Source organism: Streptomyces narbonensis, assembly GCF_014649015.1.
In the GTDB taxonomy this organism is placed as follows: Bacteria; Actinomycetota; Actinomycetes; order Streptomycetales; family Streptomycetaceae; genus Streptomyces; species Streptomyces narbonensis.
In genome coordinates this window covers 753,849-768,870 of sequence record NZ_BMSF01000001.1, presented here as the reverse complement: position 1 = coordinate 768,870, position 15,022 = coordinate 753,849, and the positions used below count along the sequence as shown (strand labels likewise).

Sequence of the window (15,022 nt, the reverse complement as noted above, 5' to 3'; positions counted from 1 at the left end):
CCTTCACCGTCCACGCACACGCGTCCACGGTTCCGCGAAGCCGGTGACCAAGCTGCGACCTACCCGCTACCGGCATTCACCCCCTACAGGGCCTAAAGTCGCGGGGTGCCGTACGACCACCGGAAGACCGCCCCCCGTACCCTCGCCCTCGCGCTGGCCCTCGCGGGCTGCTGCGCCGCGCTCGCCGGCTGCGGCGCCTCCCAGGCCTCCGAGGGCTCCGCCGCGTCCGGGAAGGGCGCGACGCAGACTCCGCCACCCGCCGTCAGCACCACACCCGTCACGCCCACGACACCCGGCGCCTCCGCCGCGACTCCGACGACCGCTGCCCCCTCCTCCCCCTCGGGGTCGCAGGAGTCCCGCTCCCTCGCCGGGCGGACCGTCGTCGTCGACCCCGGCCACAACCCGGGGAACTTCCGGCACTCCCGGGAGATCAACGCGAAGGTGGACATCGGCACGGCCCGCAAGGAATGCGACACCACCGGCACGTCCACGAACGGCACCGCCTCGAAGGCCGCGTACACGGAGGCCGACTTCACCCTGGACGTCTCGCACCGGCTGCGGGACCTCCTCACCGCGCGCGGCGCGAAGGTGGTCCTCACCCACGACGCCGACCGCCCCTGGGGCCCCTGCATCGACGAGCGGGCCGCGATCGGCAACGCGGCCCGCGCCGACGCGGTCGTCTCCGTCCACGCGGACGGCTCGGCCGTCGGCAACCGCGGCTTCCATGTGATCCTTCCCGCACGCGTGAGCTCCGGCGCGGCGGACACCGGTCCGATCGTCGGCCCTTCCCGTGAGCTGGGGGAGGCCGTCGCCGACCGCTTCGCCCGCGCGACCGGGACGAAGCCCTCCAACTACCTCGGCGGAGGTACGGGGTTGGACGTCCGCAAGGACCTCGGCGGCCTGAATCTCTCAACCGTGCCCAAGGTCTTCGTCGAATGCGGCAATATGCGTGATCCGAAGGACGCCGCGCTGCTGACATCGGCGGCATGGCGACAGAAGGCCGCCCAGGGCATCGCGGACGGCATCGCCACCTACCTCAACGGGTAGAACCGGCGAGCGATAGATTCGCTCCGTAACATGGGGCCGCCCCCGTGCCACGACCTTGAGCGCCAGCCCGACGCGACGACGACGCGACGACGACCCGACGAAGGACTCTTACGTGAATATCCGCTCCCTCACCCGAGGCGATGGCGTGCTGATCGGTGCAGCGGTGGTGCTGCTCATCGCCTCGTTCCTGGGTGTCGCAGGCTGCGACGGGCCCGACGCGCTCTGCGAGCAGTACGAGACCCCGAACTCGTGGGAGGTGTCCTACCTCGGCTGGGGCGCCTTCTTCCTCGGCTTCGCCGGCGCCGCGCTGGTCGTCGCCTCCCGCGCCCTGCCGCAGCAGCGCAAGGTGGCCGGTCTTGAGCTGGGCCAGGTCGGCACCGCGTTCACCATCGCCGCCGCCTGGAACCTGCTCATGTGGATCTTCGAGTCGAACAACGCGGGCGCCGGCCTCATCCTCGGCCTGATCGCCTCGCTCGTGCTCGCCGGTGCCGCCGTCGCCGGTCCGCTGGTGCCCGCCCTCAAGGCCCCGCTCGTGGGCGCGCCGAGCCCGCAGACCCCGCAGCCGTACGGCATGCAGCCCGGTCAGCCGGGTCAGCCGGGCGTCCCCGGCGGCTACGGCTACCCGGGTGCGCAGCAGCAGTTCGGTGCCGGCGCGCCGCAGGACCCGTCGCACGGTGCGGGCCAGCCGTTCGGTGCGCAGGGCGCCCCTCAGCCGCACGCTCCGCAGCCGCACGCCCCGGAGCCGCAGGCCGCCGTCCCGGCCCCGCAGCCCCAGGCGGCGCAGCCCGCCGGGGACTTCGCGCCGTTCTGGTTCGCGGTCCCGGTCGCCCGCCCGCTCTACGCGGAGGACGGCTCGCAGGCCCCGATCGCCGAACTGGCCCCCGGTACCTGGTACCTGGCGGTCGAGCAGCGCGGCCCGGCCCTGGTGGCCCAGACGCAGGACGGCCGCCGTGGCGTCCTGCAGGACACCACGGGCATCCAGCGCGGCTGACCCCGTAGCGCCCACACGACGGCCCCTCGTCCGGAATCCCTTCCGGGCGGGGGGCCGTTGGCGTACAGTCCCGTCCCGGGAAGTGAGCTGACGGATCGTCAGAAAGGTCTCGGCATGCGCCTAGGACTCGCCCTCGGCTACTGGGGCCGCGGCCCCTCCGCCGCCCACCTGGACCTCGCCCGCGAGGCAGAGCGGCTCGGCTACGACTCCGTGTGGACGGCGGAGGCCTGGGGCTCCGACGCCTTCACCGCGCTGACCTGGATCGCCGCGCACACCTCGCGCATCAGGCTCGGGACGGCCGTCGCGCAGATGGCCGCCCGCACCCCGACGGCGACCGCGATGCACGCCCTCACGCTCGACCACCTCTCCGGCGGGCGGATGATGCTCGGGCTCGGCCTCTCCGGGCCGCAGGTCGTCGAGGGCTGGTACGGCCGCCCCTTCCCCCGCTCCCCGCTGACCGCCACCCGCGAGTACGTGGACGTGATCCGCCAGGTCCTGCGCCGCGAGGGACCCGTCACGCTCGACGGGCACTTCCACTCCCACCCGTACGCCGGCGAGGACGGCACCGGCCTCGGCAAGGCCCTCAAGCCGATCACCCACCCCCTCCGGGCGGATCTCCCGATCCTCCTGGGCGCCGAGGGCCCGAAGAACATCGCGCAGACCCTCACCATCGCCGACGGCTGGCTGCCGCTCTACTGGTCCCCGGACCGCTGGGCCGAGGTGTACGCGCTGCCCGGGACGCTCCCCGAGGGCTTCACCGTCGCGCCGATGGTCCGCGCGCAGCTCTGCGAGGACGTGACGGCCGGGCTGCTGCCCGTGAAGGCGATGCTCGGCTTCTACATCGGCGGCATGGGGCACGCCGCCCGCAACTTCCACGCCGACCTCATGGGACGCATGGGGTACGGGAAGGAGGCCGCCCGCATCCAGGAGCTGTTCGCGGCGGGACGGCGCGAGGAGGCGGTGCTCGCCGTCCCGGACGCCTTCGCCGACGAGATCTCGCTCGTCGGCCCGCGCGAGCGGATCGCCGAACGCCTCGACGCATGGCGGCGGGGCCCTGTGACGGACCTGCTGGTCACCTCACCGGACCCCGCGACGCTCCGCGTCCTGGCGGAGCTGAACTGCTGAGCTGCTGAATTACTGAACTCCTGACCGGAGCTCCGCCCCTATCCGCCGAGCTGGGACGTACTGGGCACCTGGTCGACCACCTCGGCGCCGGCGCTCTTGCCCGCGTCCTTGACGCTGTTGATGACGGACTCGAAGGCGCCGACGTCCGCGGCACCCGCCTCGCCCTTCCGGAGCTTGGTCCCGAGGTCCTTGAGCGACTCGATGCCGGCCGAGAGCGGCGCGACCGCCTTGGAGAGGAGCGGGTCGCCCTTGGCGTTGTTCACCGCCGCCTTGAGCCGGTTGTAGGTGAACGCGCCCGCGAGGCCCGCCTTCACGAGGGCGATCGTCCGCCCGTCCGCGCCCTTCGTGAACTTGCCCGCGCGGTACGGCTTCACGATCCACTGGTACGCGGCACCCGCCGCCAGCCCCGCGTTGGCCACGAACCGGGTCTTGGCCAGCTTCTGCTGCTCGAAGGTGGCGGAGGCCGTCGGGGTCGTGGCCGCGCTCGCGCTCTGCGTGTCGTCGTCGCCGCAGGCGGCAGTCGTCAGGAGCAGGGTGCAGGACAGCACCAGGGCGACGACGCCCCGGGTGAAGGGGCGGGACACCCTTCTGGACTCGGGAGCGGTTCGGGGCACGGCGGGACCTCCCTGGGGGTAGCGGCGTCGTCAGCCTCACCCCGGCCCGGGAGGTCCGCCACCCGGGCGACTCCGTACGGGTTCCACGCGGAGAGCCCCCGTACGGAGGGAGCCCGCACAGGCCCCCCGTACGGAGGGAGCCCGCACAGGCCCCCGTACGGAGCCGGCACAAGGGTCCGTACGGATCCGGCGCAGGACCCCGTACGGAGAGCCGGCACAGGCCCCGTACGGATCCGGCACAGGCTCGCGTACGGAACGGCCTGCCGTCCGGCCGCCGTCAGCTCCCGCAGCAGTCCGGTTCGAGGCCGGTGGGGAGGCGCTCGCCGCCGAAGACGGCGACCGTCGCCTCTTCCCCGCCGAGCGCCGCCACCGCGAGCAGCAGCGAGCCCGCGGTCCAGGCGGTCTGCTCCTCCGGCCACACGGCCTTGTCGCTCTCCGTCTCGCCCTCGAAGACGTACCCCGTCCAGTACATGCCGTTCTCGGCGCGCAGGTGGCCGATGTCCTGGAGGATCGTCAGGGCCCGGTCCGACTCGCCCATCGCCCAGAGGGTGAGGGCCAGTTCGCAGGACTCGCCGCCGGTGACCCACGGGTTGGGGATCACGCAGCGGACACCGAGGCCGGGCACGACGAAGGCGTCCCAGGCGGCCTCGATCCGGGCCGTGGCCTCGGGGCCGGTGACCGCGCCGCCGAGGACCGGGTAGTACCAGTCCATCGAGTAGCGGGACTTGTCGAGGAAGCGCTCGGGGTGCCGGCGGATCGCGTGGCCGAGCGCGCCCGTCGCCAGCTCCCAGTCGGGCTGCGACTCCTCGCGGACCTCGGCGATGGCGAGGGCGCAGCGCAGCGCCTGGTGGATGGAGGACGAGCCGGTGAGGAGCGCGTCGTTCACGGCCTCGCCGGAGGGCTCGCGCTTCCAGCCGATCTGGCCGCCGGGCTGCTGGAGTCCGAGGACGAACTCGACGGCCGCGTAGACGACGGGCCACATCCGGTCGAGGAAGGCGTCGTCACCGGTGGACAGGTAGTGGTGCCAGACGCCGACGGCTATGTACGCGACGAAGTTGGACTCCCGGCTCCGGTCGGTGACGTCGTCCGGGTCGCCGTCGTGGTAGGCCGCGAACCAGGAGCCGTCGGCGTTCTGGTGGCGGGCGAGCCACTCGTAGGCGCGGGCCGCGGCGGCGTGCTCGCCGGCCGCGTCGAGGGCCATGGCGGCCTCGGTGTGGTCCCACGGGTCGAGGTGGTGGCCCCGGAACCAGGGCACGGCCCCGTCCTCGCGCTGGACGGCGAGTATCCCGGAGACGGTCTCGGCGGCCTGCTCCGCGGTGAGCACGCCGGGCAGGACGAGGTGCTCCGCGATCCGCTCGGGGCTCGTCACTTGGCGTCGGCCTTGGGGAGGTGGGGCTTGGTCGCGTACGCCACGAAGCTCTTGCCGACGACCGGGTTGAGCAGCTGCTCGGTGATCCGGGTCAGGGCGGGCTTCTTCATGATGTCCCAGACCAGGAGCTTGTGGTAGGCGCGGACCGGCAGGGCCTTGTCGTTGTCGACGCCGAAGGCGCACTTCAGCCACCAGTACGGGGCGTGCAGGGCGTGCGCGTGGTGGGTGCCGTACGGCTTGAGGCCGGCCTGCCGGATCTTGGCGAGGAGCTCGTCGGCCTTGTAGATGCGGATGTGGCCGCCCTCGACCTCGTGGTACTCGTCGGAGAGCGCCCAGCAGATCTTCTCGGGGCCGTAGCGGGGGACGGTGATCGCGATCCGGCCGCCGGGCTTGAGGACGCGGACCATCTCGGCGAGGACGCCCTTGTCGTCCGGGATGTGCTCCATGACCTCGGAGATGATCACGACGTCGAAGGACTCGTCGGGGAAGGGCAGGTTGAGGGCGTCGCCCTCCATGGCCGTGGCGGTCGCCCCGGCGGGGGCCTCGCCGGCCTCCTTCATCGCCGCGAACCACTTGGCGACCTCGCGGATCTCCTCGCCGTTCTGGTCGAGGGCCACGACCTGGGCGCCGCGCCGGTAGCACTCGAAGGCGTGCCGGCCCGCACCGCAGCCCAGATCGAGCACGCGGTCGCCGGGGGCGAGCGGGAAGCGGGTGAAGTCGACGGTCAGCACGAGGGCCTGCCTTCGCGGTCGGGACGGGGGTGGTGCGGGTGGGACGGAAGCTGATGGGCCGGGCCCTCGGGCGCGGTGGTCACCCGCGGAGGCCCTGGCGGGCGCCTGGCCGGGCGCCCTGGCCGGTGGCCCGGATCGCGCCTTGGCGGGCGACGGCCTCGCGGTAGAGCTCGGCGGTCCCCTGGGCCGCGCGGGCCCAGGTGAAGCGGTCCAGGACCCTGGCCCGCCCCGCCGCACCGAGCCGCGCCCGGAGTTCACGGTCGCCGAGCACCCGGCCGAGCGCCGCCGCCAGCGCGCCCGCGTCGCCCGGGGGCACCGCCAGGCAGGTCTCGCCGTCGGCTCCCGCGACCTCGGGGATCGCGCCGCCGGTCGTGGCGACCAGAGGGGTGCCGGTGGCCATGCCCTCGGCCGCGGGCAGCGAGAAGCCCTCGTAGAGGGAGGGGACGCAGGCGACCTGGGCGGAGCGGTAGAGGTCGACGAGCTCGGCGTCGCTGATGCCCTTGACGAACTCGACGGCGCCGCCGAGTCCGTACCGCTCGATGGCCTGGGCGACGGGGCCGTCCTCGGCGCGCTTGCCGACGACGACGAGGTGGGCGTCGGGGTGTTCGGTGCGGAGCTTGGCGAGCGCCTCGATCAGGAAGACCAGACCCTTGAGGGGGACGTCGGCGCTGGAGGTCGTGACGATCCGGCCGGGGACCTCGGCGACGGCCGGGTCCGGGGACCAGAGCGTGGTGTCGGCGCCGATGTGGACGACCCGGATGCGGTCCTCGCGTACGCCGAGGTGCTCGACGATCTCCTGGCGGGAGGTGCCGGAGACGGTGAGGACGGACTCCGACCGGCGGGCCACGCGCTTCTGCATGCGGGTGAAGGCGTACCAGCGGCGGACGGAGGCGCGGCGCTTCCAGTCGGCGGCGGCGTCGAGTTCGAGCTGCCGGTCGACGGTGATGGGGTGGTGGATCGTGGTGACGAGCGGCGCGCCGAGGGCCTTGGGGCCGCCGAGGAGCCCGTACCCGAGGGTCTGGTTGTCGTGGACGACGTCGAAGTCCCCGCGGCGGGCGGCGAGCATGCGCCGGGCCCGCAGGGAGAAGGTGAGCGGCTCGGGGAAGCCGCCGGTCCACATGGTCGCGACTTCGAGGCCGTCGATCCAGTCCCGGTACTCCTCGCGCTTCGGCGTCCGGAAGGGGTCCGGCGAGCGGTAGAGGTCGAGGCTGGCGATCTCGGTGAGCGGTACGCCGTCGTCGAGCGTGGGGTACGGCTGGGAGCCGATGACCTCGACGCTGTGACCGAGGCGGGAGAGCTCGCGGGAGAGGTGGCGGACGTAGACGCCCTGACCGCCGCAGAAGGGGTTGCCCTTGTACGTGAGGAGAGCGATCCGCAACGGGCCGTCACCGTCCGCGGTGACACCCTGCCGGGGGCCGGCCGGGCTTGCCTCTATGGCTTCCGCGGTCATGCGGCGACCCCCTTCGAGCGTGTTTCGCCGGAGCGTAACCGCTCGCGCTAATCTAGAACAAGTTACAGACTTGATCGTTCTCGATCTCCTCGGACGATCTTCTTGATCGTTCAAGGAGGACAGAATCTACCGGCAGGTAGCTCCCTGGTGAGAGCCGGAACAGGTGATTCGCGCCACGACGGCCGGACCGCCATACTGTCGCTCCGCATCGCCGCTTCCACCGCTGCCTCCACCGCCGCTCCACCGCACGGAACGGGAACCCATGACCGCAGACAACAGGGCGGACCTCAGCCCCTCGGCGCCGCCGCTCACGGAGCGCCAGGAGGCGCGGCGGCGCCGCATCCTGGACGCCAGCGCGCAGCTCGCGGCGCGGGGCGGCTTCGACGCCGTGCAGATGCGGGAGGTCGCGGAGGCGGCCGGGGTGGCCCTCGGCACGCTGTACCGCTACTTCCCGTCCAAGATCCACCTGCTGGTCGCGACGATGCAGGACCAGCTCCAGCACATGCACACCACGCTGCGGAAACGTCCGCCGGCGGGCGCCGACCCGGCGGAGCGGGTCGCGGAGACCCTCATGCGGGCCTTCCGGGCGCTCCAGCGCGAGCCGCAGCTCGCCGACGCGATGGTGCGGGCGCTGACCTTCGCCGACCGCGGGGTGAGCCCCGAGGTCGACACGGTCTCGCGACTGACGACCGCGATCATCCTGGACGCGATGGGGGCCGAACGCCCGAGCCCGGAGCAGCTGTCGGCGGTGCGGGTGATCGAGCACACGTGGCACTCGGCGCTGATCACCTGGCTGTCGGGGCGCGCCTCGATCGCCCAGGTCAAGATCGACATCGAGACGGTCTGCCGGCTGATCGACCTGACGGCCCCCACTCCGGCTCCGGCTCCGGGGCCGGGGCCGGGGCCGGGGCCGGGGCCGGGGAAGCGCTGACGGGTCCCGCCACTCGGGTAGGGCCCGGCGGTCAGCCGAGGAACACCACCAAGGCAGGGCCCGGCAGTCGGCCGGGGAACACCGCCAAGGCAGTCCCCGCCGGTCAGCCGGGGAACACCACCAAGGCAAGGGCCGGCGGTCAGCCGGGGAACACCGCCAAGGCAGTCCCCGGCGGTCCACGGGGGCACGCCACTCGGGCAGGGCCCGGCAGTCGGCCGGGGAACGCCGCCCGCACCCCCGGCGGTTCACGCTCCGGGGGCACGCACGGCATCGGGTCCCTACTGCTTGGCCTTCGCGTTCTCCTCCGCGATGGCCGCGGCGCACTCCGGGCCGCTGTCGACGGCGACGAACATGACCAGCTTCAGCGGGCCCTGCGAGTGGTTGCTGGCCTGGAGCTGCCAGCTGCTCTTCTTCAGGGACTTGATCACGGAGCCGCCCTGGCCGGAGCTGCGCTCCTCCGTCCAGCCGCCCTTGTTGAGGGCCGCCACGGTGTCCGTGTAGGACTTCGCCGGGTCCGCCGCCTTCTCGGCGTCGGCCGTCCAGCTGACCATGCAGTCCTTGACCTCGGCCGGAATCTGCTCGCCCGAGGCGTCCTGCGCGAAGCCGGCCCCGGTCGCCGCGGCGGTGAGCTCCGCGGTGACCGCGGCCCCGGTCAGCCGCTCGCCGTCCGAACCGCCGGAGCCACCCGCCGAGTCCGCACCGGCCGCGGACGAACCACCGGAGGACGAACCGCCCTTGTCCGCGCCGCCGCCCTCGCTTCCGCAGCCGGCGACCAGCAGCACCACACCGGCGGCCGCGGCCACCCACGTCAGCTTGCGCACAACACTCCCAAATACGCATGCACGGCGACCTCTTGCCCCCGTTTCCAGCGACCTAGTTTTGCACGTGGAAACGGACGGCGTACGAAGGACACCTCCCGTCAGCCCTGTTCGGCGTCCTCCCCGAACAGGACCTTCTGCTCCTGCTCGGTGAACCGGTTCATGCACGCGGTCTCCGTCGCATGCAGGGCGATCATCTCCATGCCCAGCCCCTGCGCGCCGGTGTGCCGGGCGTACAGCACCCAGCCCCGCTTCCTGAGCGTGATCTGGAGCATGGTGCCGCCCTTCTCGTCGAGCTTCTCCACCTGGCGCTCGCCCTGGACCCAGTCCTCGCCGACGAGGGCGGCGACCGCCTTCTCGACGCCGGGGCGCGACCCGTCGACGGGAGGGCCGAGGTACTGCCACGAGGCGCTGCACGCGGCGGCCCGCTCCTGCAGCCGCTCCCGCTCCGTGGACGGCGTGGGCGCCGGCGTGGAATCCGTGGGGGTCGGCCCGCCGATCCCTGGCAGGTCGGACTTCGGCAGACCCGCCTTCTCGACGGCGGCGACGATCTCGGCGTGCGCCGCCTCACGACCGAAGGCCGAGTCCCCTCCCCCGCTCCCGGCCCCGCACCCCGCCCCGAGGAGCAACACCGCCGTCGCTCCCGCGACCTTCGCCCACCGGCTGTCCCGACCCCGCATGCCTGCCCCGCTCCCTGCGCGTACGTACGTGTGCCGAGGGAGTCTCACACACGCGGTACGCGCAGGTCACGGCGGTTCCGGCGGCGCGGGCGGGGCCACCGGGAGGCCCACCGGCCCCGCTACTCCTCCGGTGGGAAGACCGGCTCCCCGCCGTCCGCGAGAGTGATCATGATGGCCTCCACCGGACAGCCCTCCGCCGCCGCGAGCAGCCTCTCGCCCGCGTCCGACTCCGGCTCCCGCGCGTGGGACTGACGGGCGCTGTCGAGGCGGAAGCCGTCCGGGGCATGGTTGACGCACATGCCGGAGCCGATGCAGACGCCGCGGTCGACCTCGACGTGCCAGCGGTCCCCCATCACGCGTCCCCGTAGCCGGCCGGCAGGTGGATCATCTTGTGCTCCAGGTACTCGCCGAAGCCCTCGGGGCCGAACTCGCGTCCCAGGCCGGAGTTCTTGTAGCCGCCGAAGGGGCCGAGCATGTCCAGGCTGAAGGTGTTGACGTTGAAGGTGCCCGTGCGGACCCCGCGGGCGAAGTCGATGCCGTGCTCCACGTCCCCGGTCCAGACGCTGCCGCTGAGCCCGAAGTCGGAGTCGTTGGCGATCCGCAGGGCCTCGGCCTCGTCCTCGTACGGCAGGAGGCAGATGACCGGGCCGAAGATCTCCTCGCGGGCGATCCGCATGGAGTTGTCGACGCCGCCGAAGAGGGTCGGTTCGACGTACCAGCCACGGTCGAGCCCGGCAGGCCGGCCGCCGCCCGCGAGGACCTTGGCACCCTCCGCCTGGCCGATGCCGATGTAGTCGAGCGAGCGCTGCTGCTGGCGCCGGGCGACGAGCGGGCCGACCTGGGTGGCCGGGTCGAGCGGGTCGCCGACGACGAGCGCGCCCGCCGCCGCGGCGAAGGCCTCGGCGATCTCCTCGTAGCGGGAGCGCGGGGCGAGGATGCGGGTCTGGGCCACGCACGCCTGGCCGTTGTTCATCCAGGCGGCGGGGACGATCCCGGCGAGGGCGGTGTCGAGGTCCGCGTCCGGCAGGATCACCGCGGCCGACTTCCCGCCGAGTTCGAGGGTGACCCGGGTGAGGTTGCGGGACGCGACCTCCATGACCCGCCGGCCGGCCGCGACCGAGCCGGTGAAGGAGACCTTGTCGACGCCGGGGTGCCCGACGAGGTACTCGCTGACCTCCCGGTCGGCGGGCAGGATGCTGAGCACACCCTCGGGCAGCCCCGCCTCGGCCGCGATCTCGGCGAGGATGTACGAGTCGAGGGGCGCCTCCGGCGAGGGCTTGAGGACGACCGCGCAGCCGGCGAGCAGCGCGGGCCCCAGCTTGGCGGCGGCGGTGAACTGCGGCACGTTCCACGGGATGACGGCCGCGACCACGCCCACCGGTTCGCGCCGCACGAGCAGCGGGCCGAGCACGCCGCCGCGCCGCTCCTCGTAGGCGAAGTCCCGGGCGACGGTGATCGCCGCGTCCCAGACCATCATCGCGCCGAGAGCCTGGGCGAGGACGGACCAGGAGTACGGGGAGCCGTTCTGCGAGCTGATGGAGCGGGCGATCTCCTCGTAGCGGACGGCGATCGCGTCCTTGATGCGGGTGACGACCGCGATCCGCTCCTCCAGCGCCATCCGCGGCCAGGGTCCCTCGTCGAAGGCCCGGCGGGCGGCGGCGACGGCCCGGTCGACATCGGCCTCGGAGGCGTGCGGCACGCGGCCGATGACCTCCTCGGTGTGGGGCGAGATCACCTCGATCACCCCGTTACCGAGCGGATCGGTCAACTCCCCGCCGATGAACAGCTTTCCGTGCTCCACAAGCTCGGTCATGACCGCTGCCTCCCGAGGAGATGAAGTTCCCTGAATGACTTTCTGACGGTGCTTCAGAACTGATACCAGTTCTAGTTACCATGGGCAACGAGTCGAGCAAGCTCCGTACGGTCTTGGAGAGATGAGGGCACATGACCCAGGTGACCGAGCACGGCGGAGGCGTCTGGTCCCTGCGGGTGCCCATCCCGGACAATCCGCTCGGCCACACCCTGGTCCACGTGCTCGACACCGACCGCGGCCCCGTGCTCGTCGACACCGGCTGGGACGACCCGACCTCCTGGGCCGAACTCACCTCCGGACTCGGCGCGCTGGGGCTCTCGGTCCAGGAGATCCACGGGGTCGTCATCACCCACCACCACCCCGACCACCACGGACTCTCCGGCCGGGTCCGCGAGGAGTCCGGGGCCTGGATCGCCATGCACGCCGCCGACACGGCCGTCGTCCGCCGCACCCGCGAGGCCGAGCCGGGCACCTGGCTCGACTACATGACCCAGAAGCTGACCGCCGTCGGCGCCCCCGAGGAGCACGTCGCCCCACTGCGGGCCGCCCGCGCCGCCGGCCGGATGCGGACCCTGCCGGGGCTGCGCTCCGCCGTGCCCGACCGGGAGATCGTCCCCGGCGAGCTCCTCGACCTCACCGGCCGGCGGCTGCGCGCGATCTGGACCCCCGGCCACACCCCCGGCCACGTCTGCCTCCACCTGGAGGAGCAGCACCCCGCCGGGCTGCCGGGTCACGGCCGGCTCTTCTCCGGCGACCACCTGCTGCCGGGGATCTCCCCGCACATCGGCCTGTACGAGAACCCGGGCGACGCCCACGAGACCGACCCCCTCGGCGACTACCTCGACTCCCTCGAACGCATCGGCCGCCTCGGCGTCGCCGAGGTCCTCCCCGCCCACCAGTACGCCTTCGCCGACGCCGCCGGCCGGGTCGACGAGCTCCTCACCCACCACGAGGAACGGCTCACCGGGCTCCTCGCCCTGCTCGCCACCCCGCTCACCCCGTGGCAGCTCGCCGAGCGGATGGAGTGGAACCGCCCCTGGGCCGAGATCCCCCACGGCTCACGGAACATCGCCGTCAGCGAGGCCGAGGCCCACGTCCGCCGCCTGGTGAAGCTGGGCCGCGCGGAGGCCGTGACGGGCACGGACCCGGTCACGTACGTCGCGGTGTGAGGCCCGGCGCGAGGCCCTGTGTGCGGCGCTGTGTGAGGCGCCTCGCACCCACCGGGCCGCGGGCGTACGGGCCGGTAGAGTGAGCGGGTCGTCATCATGCCCGTACGGGGGGAAGCCGGTGGGAATCCGGCACTGACCCGCAACCGTGATCCACCCCCTCAAAGGGTGGTGAGTCGGACTGCCCCGTCCGGGACGTGAACGCCGGCACCGTCGAGGAATACGGAGCCGGAGCCTGGTGCCCCTGTGGCGTGCCGGTGCCCGGCCGCAGGAGAGGGCCCCATGAACACCGTCCGCCGCAGCGCAGCCGCGCTCGCCGCCGCAGCCGTCGTCTTCGGCACCGGAGCGGCCCTGGCCCTGCCGGCCGCCGCCGCGCCCTCGCCGTCCGACCCGGCCTCCGCTTCCCCCTCCGCTTCCGGTGCCTCCAGTGGTCTGTACGGCACGAAGGACCCGACCTACGACGGTGTGTGGCGGCAGTCCTACGCCTTCCTCGCCCAGCGCGGCGCCGGCTTCCAGCCCGCCGGCCTGGCCGTGGACTGGCTGCTCGACCAGCAGTGCGCCGACGGTTCCTTCAGCGCCTACCGCGCGGACACGACCGTGCCCTGCGACGCGAAGACGATGCGCGACACCAACGCCACCGCCCTCGCCGTCCAGGCGCTGGGCTCCGTCCGCCGCGAGTCCATGTTCCCGGAGAAGGTCGACAAGGCCGTCAAGGCCGGCGACGGCTGGCTGCGGTCCGTGCAGAACAAGGACGGCGGCTGGGGCTACGCCCCCGGCAGCCCCAGCGACGCCAACTCCACCTCGCTCGTCATCGGCGCCCTCGCCGCGACCGGCATCAAGCCCGGCTCCTACACCTCCGTCGAGGGCCGCACCCCCTACGACGCGCTCCTCACCTTCGCGGTGCCCTGCTCCGACAAGGACGGCGCCGGAGCCTTCGCGTACCAGCCCGACAAGACCGGCAAGCTCCTCGCCAACGCGGACGCCACCGCCGCCGCGACCCTCGCCGGGCTCGGCAAGAGCGTCGTCTCCACCAAGTCCTCCCCCGAGCAGTCCCCGACCTGCCAGGACCTGCCGAAGCCGACCGCCGAGCGGGCCGCGCTCAACGGCGCCTCCTACCTGGCGAAGGCCCTCGCGAAGACCGGCCACCTCACCGCCCCGCCGATGCCCGGATCCACCGACACGACGGAGAAGCCCGACTTCGGCAACACCGCCGACGCGGTCCTGGCGCTCGCCGCGTCCGGTGCGACGAAGGAGGCCCAGCCCGCGATGGAGTGGCTGGAGAAGAACTCCGCCGCGTGGGCGAAGGAGAGCGGCCCCGCCGCGTACGCGCAGCTGATCCTGACCGCCCGCGCGACGGAGACCGACCCGCGCGAGTTCGGCTCGGCCGACCTCGTCGAGCAGCTGAACGCCCTGGGCCCGGAGCCCAAGACCCCGGACACCTCCGACGCGTCCACGAGCGAGGACGAGTCCGGCTTCGACGTCTGGTGGATCATCGGCATCGGCATGGTCGTCGGCGTCGGCATCGGCTTCCTCGTGAGCGGCCGCAAGAAGTGACGAGGAGCAGGATCGGCGGCGCAGCCGCCCGGAGCGGTGCCGTCGCGGCCGGGGCCGTCCTCGTACTCACCGCCGTCGCGGCGGCGCCGGCGCAGGCCGCGGGCTACCGCTACTGGTCGTTCTGGGAGAGCGACGGCGGGAAGACCTGGACCTACGCCACACAGGGCCCCGCCACCGCCCGTCCCGCCGACGGCGACACGATCGGCTTCCGCTTCGCGCTCAGCCAGGGCACGAGCGACACCTCCCGGCCCTCCGCCGCCCCCGACTTCTCGGAGATCTGCGCGGGCGTGGAGAAGAAGGACGGCAGCAAGCGCGTCGCGGTCGTCGTCGACTTCGGCGGCCCGGAGGACGCCCCGGCCGGTGAGCAGCCCCCGGCGAAGCCGGTGACGAGCGACTGCGCGCAGGTCCATGAGGACGCGACGGGCGCGGAGGCGCTGGCCGCGGTGGCGAAGCCGCTGCGGTACGACGGCGCGGCCATGCTGTGCGGGATCGCCGGATATCCGGCGCGGGGCTGCGGCGAGCAGGTCGCGGAGGGCGAGGAGCAGCCCACCGCGCCGTCCGCTTCCCGTTCCGCTTCCGCAGGCCCCACCGCTCCTGCCACCACTCCTGCCTCCGCCGCCGACTCCGGCGGCAAGAGCGGCGGCGGCCCCTCCTTCGGCGTGCTCGCCGGCGGGGCGGCCGTGCTCGCGCTCGGTGGCGCCGCGATCTGGAAGGCCCGCCGCCGCGGATGAGC

Annotated in this window: 15 protein-coding genes; 7 read left to right on the top strand and 8 right to left on the bottom strand. The window is 73.2% G+C overall.

Annotation, left to right across the window (positions count from 1 at the left end; genetic code table 11):
• Positions 1–105: 105 nt before the first annotated feature.
• The 3 genes from IE124_RS03325 (at position 106) to IE124_RS03315 (ending at position 3,163) form a co-directional block, all read left to right on the top strand.
• Positions 106–1,047, top strand: coding sequence for an N-acetylmuramoyl-L-alanine amidase (locus tag IE124_RS03325; protein ID WP_189504544.1), 942 nt, complete (start codon positions 106–108; stop codon positions 1,045–1,047).
• A 112-nt stretch (positions 1,048–1,159) separates the two neighbouring features.
• Positions 1,160–2,038: a DUF5336 domain-containing protein gene (locus tag IE124_RS03320; RefSeq protein WP_189504543.1), complete on the top strand. Its 879-nt coding sequence runs from the start codon at positions 1,160–1,162 to the stop codon at positions 2,036–2,038.
• A gap of 114 nt (positions 2,039–2,152) precedes the next feature.
• Positions 2,153–3,163 carry an LLM class F420-dependent oxidoreductase gene (locus IE124_RS03315; protein WP_189504541.1) on the top strand — a complete coding sequence of 337 codons (1,011 nt, stop codon included), beginning with the start codon at positions 2,153–2,155 and terminating at the stop codon, positions 3,161–3,163.
• Between the two features lie 38 nt (positions 3,164–3,201).
• Here the strand turns inward: IE124_RS03315 and IE124_RS03310 are convergent, their stop codons facing one another.
• From IE124_RS03310 to IE124_RS03295, 4 genes are all read right to left on the bottom strand, one after another.
• On the bottom strand, positions 3,202–3,777 hold the full coding sequence (locus IE124_RS03310) for a hypothetical protein (protein ID WP_229832070.1): 576 nt from the start codon (positions 3,775–3,777) through the stop codon (positions 3,202–3,204).
• A gap of 277 nt (positions 3,778–4,054) precedes the next feature.
• Positions 4,055–5,146, bottom strand: coding sequence for a prenyltransferase/squalene oxidase repeat-containing protein (locus tag IE124_RS03305; RefSeq protein WP_189504539.1), 1,092 nt, complete (start codon positions 5,144–5,146; stop codon positions 4,055–4,057).
• On the bottom strand, positions 5,143–5,877 hold the full coding sequence (locus IE124_RS03300) for a class I SAM-dependent methyltransferase (RefSeq protein ID WP_189504537.1): 735 nt from the start codon (positions 5,875–5,877) through the stop codon (positions 5,143–5,145). Before IE124_RS03300 ends, IE124_RS03305 begins: the two co-directional genes overlap by 4 nt.
• Positions 5,878–5,956: 79 nt before the next feature.
• The gene (locus IE124_RS03295; protein WP_189504535.1) at positions 5,957–7,327 is read right to left on the bottom strand and encodes a glycosyltransferase family 4 protein; all 1,371 of its coding nucleotides are present in this window, start codon (positions 7,325–7,327) and stop codon (positions 5,957–5,959) included.
• A gap of 262 nt (positions 7,328–7,589) precedes the next feature.
• Between IE124_RS03295 and IE124_RS03290 the strand changes: the two genes are divergently transcribed.
• Complete coding sequence (locus IE124_RS03290; RefSeq protein ID WP_189504533.1) at positions 7,590–8,258, top strand: TetR family transcriptional regulator; 669 nt, start codon at positions 7,590–7,592, stop codon at positions 8,256–8,258.
• Positions 8,259–8,536: 278 nt separating this feature from the next.
• Here IE124_RS03290 and IE124_RS03285 read toward each other — a convergent pair whose 3' ends face one another.
• The 4 genes from IE124_RS03285 to IE124_RS03270 form a co-directional block, all read right to left on the bottom strand.
• The gene (locus IE124_RS03285; RefSeq protein WP_189504531.1) at positions 8,537–9,079 is read right to left on the bottom strand and encodes a hypothetical protein; all 543 of its coding nucleotides are present in this window, start codon (positions 9,077–9,079) and stop codon (positions 8,537–8,539) included.
• 98 nt (positions 9,080–9,177) lie between these two features.
• Positions 9,178–9,756: a hypothetical protein gene (locus IE124_RS03280; protein ID WP_189504530.1), complete on the bottom strand. Its 579-nt coding sequence runs from the start codon at positions 9,754–9,756 to the stop codon at positions 9,178–9,180.
• Between the two features lie 119 nt (positions 9,757–9,875).
• A complete protein-coding gene (locus IE124_RS03275; RefSeq protein WP_189504528.1) occupies positions 9,876–10,109 on the bottom strand; it encodes a ferredoxin in 234 nt (77 codons plus the stop codon).
• Positions 10,109–11,569: an aldehyde dehydrogenase gene (locus tag IE124_RS03270; protein ID WP_189504526.1), complete on the bottom strand. Its 1,461-nt coding sequence runs from the start codon at positions 11,567–11,569 to the stop codon at positions 10,109–10,111. The genes IE124_RS03275 and IE124_RS03270 overlap by 1 nt, the downstream gene beginning before the upstream one ends.
• A gap of 131 nt (positions 11,570–11,700) precedes the next feature.
• On the opposite strand from IE124_RS03270, the gene IE124_RS03265 reads away from it, so the two are divergent.
• The 3 genes from IE124_RS03265 (at position 11,701) to IE124_RS03255 (ending at position 15,020) form a co-directional block, all read left to right on the top strand.
• On the top strand, positions 11,701–12,738 hold the full coding sequence (locus IE124_RS03265; RefSeq protein ID WP_189504524.1) for a Strvi_7410 family MBL fold metallo-hydrolase: 1,038 nt from the start codon (positions 11,701–11,703) through the stop codon (positions 12,736–12,738).
• A gap of 279 nt (positions 12,739–13,017) precedes the next feature.
• Entirely contained in the window at positions 13,018–14,289 is a 1,272-nt protein-coding gene (locus tag IE124_RS03260; RefSeq protein WP_189504522.1) for an SCO2321 family membrane protein, read from the top strand.
• Positions 14,286–15,020 (top strand): SCO2322 family protein, encoded by a 735-nt coding sequence (locus tag IE124_RS03255; RefSeq protein ID WP_229832068.1) that lies wholly within the window; start codon positions 14,286–14,288, stop codon positions 15,018–15,020. Before IE124_RS03260 ends, IE124_RS03255 begins: the two co-directional genes overlap by 4 nt.
• The last annotated feature ends 2 nt before the right edge of the window (positions 15,021–15,022 follow it).